At 41.0% G+C, this 1,416-nt stretch carries 2 protein-coding genes; both read right to left on the reverse strand.

Annotation, left to right across the window (positions count from 1 at the left end; all coding sequences use genetic code 11):
• Nucleotides 1–31 precede the first annotated feature (31 nt).
• Nucleotides 32–976 carry an IS3 family transposase gene (locus tag BVH02_RS21135; RefSeq protein ID WP_086503461.1) on the reverse strand — a complete coding sequence of 315 codons (945 nt, stop codon included), beginning with the start codon at nt 974–976 and terminating at the stop codon, nt 32–34.
• Nucleotides 973–1,371 (reverse strand): transposase, encoded by a 399-nt coding sequence (locus BVH02_RS21140; protein ID WP_086503462.1) that lies wholly within the window; start codon nt 1,369–1,371, stop codon nt 973–975. The genes BVH02_RS21135 and BVH02_RS21140 overlap by 4 nt, the downstream gene beginning before the upstream one ends.
• Between the last annotated feature and the right edge of the window lie 45 nt (nt 1,372–1,416).

The following is a 1,416-nucleotide window of genomic DNA, read 5'->3' on the forward strand; positions in this document are numbered from 1 at the left end:
GTCCATCCCTAAATAGCGTTGACCGTTTGGTTCAACATTTATTTATTTCCATCGGGCATACATGAGCCAGAGGTTCTTCTCTTGGGTAAACTTCGAAGGGGCTAGATGCCCTTTCGAAGTTTTTCCTTCCTTGGGTATAAATACTCACCGTCGGTCTTTCTTGGGTAGGTAAATCTATCAAGTTTTTATAAAAACTCATAGGAGTATGACGCATGTTAAACGCACGGTGCTTTCTTTTTTCGTTGTAGTGGTTGACCGCTTTCGCTACTTTTCTGGTTAGATCCTTGAAGTCTTTTATTTCCCATCGTTTCAAGTATTCGTTTTTTATAATACCATTGACACGTTCTGCATACGCATTCTCCCAAGCTACTACACCCATACTGATCCGGATATTGTTAGAATCCAACTGCTGGGTATATTCATGGCTCCCATACTGTGATCCTCGATCCGAGTGATGGATTATACCCCAAGGTTGGTATTCCATTACTTTCAATGCCATTTTCAGTGCACCACTATTCGCTTCAGTACGCATGTGATCGCTGGCCGCATATCCGACGATCAATCGGGTATACACATCAATGATGAATATCAGATAGTAATGCTCCTGCCCCAGACTGAAGTAGGTAATGTCACTTTGAATTACCTGAAATGGACGGCTCACGCTCATTCCTTCAATTAGATTGGGATAGTGCAATTCACCCCTGAAAGTGGTTCTATGGTAGTTTCTGACGCGCTGAACACCATAGCCTAGCTCTAGAAAAACTTCACAGAACTTATCCCTTCCCATCCAACTGGGTTTTAGGGTATAATACATCTTTTCCACCCCACACCCAGGATGCTCTTCTTTGAGCTGATCTACTAAAGAAACCAGTTCGAACAACTCCCTGTCAAAGGATTCTTGCCGTATTCTAGCTTGCTGAACAGCCTGTTTGCTTACTCCAACAGTACGATATAATTCATTCAGTGAATAACTCATCGCTTGCTTATTGGATTGAAACCACCAGAGGGTGAGGTGTTGGAGTTTTTTTTAATGTCGATTGAATAGGTTTCCTTGGCCAGATCAATCATCTTTTCCAGATAATCAATCTTAATCTGCTTCTGACCTACGGCTCGCTCTAGCTCCTTGACTTTTTCTTCGAGTTCATTCACTCGATGGGTCTGACTATCTTTCATCTCCACGATCCTGATATTTTTCTCATTATAAGTGGAAAATTTGTAAATCCACTTGTAAATAGATCTATTTGAAATCCCGTAATGACGCTCCATCTGAGGCACTGACATTACTCCACTCTCATAATCACTTACCAATTTACGCTTGAATTCATCTGAAAAGACGCGACGTGAATTGATCCGTTTTCCTGTTTTTAACATTTTAAAGTAACTTTAAAAACGGTCAACTTATATCAGGGAATGACA

It is taken from the genome of Algoriphagus ratkowskyi (assembly GCF_002150505.1).
Lineage (GTDB): Bacteria > Bacteroidota > Bacteroidia > Cytophagales > Cyclobacteriaceae > Algoriphagus > Algoriphagus ratkowskyi.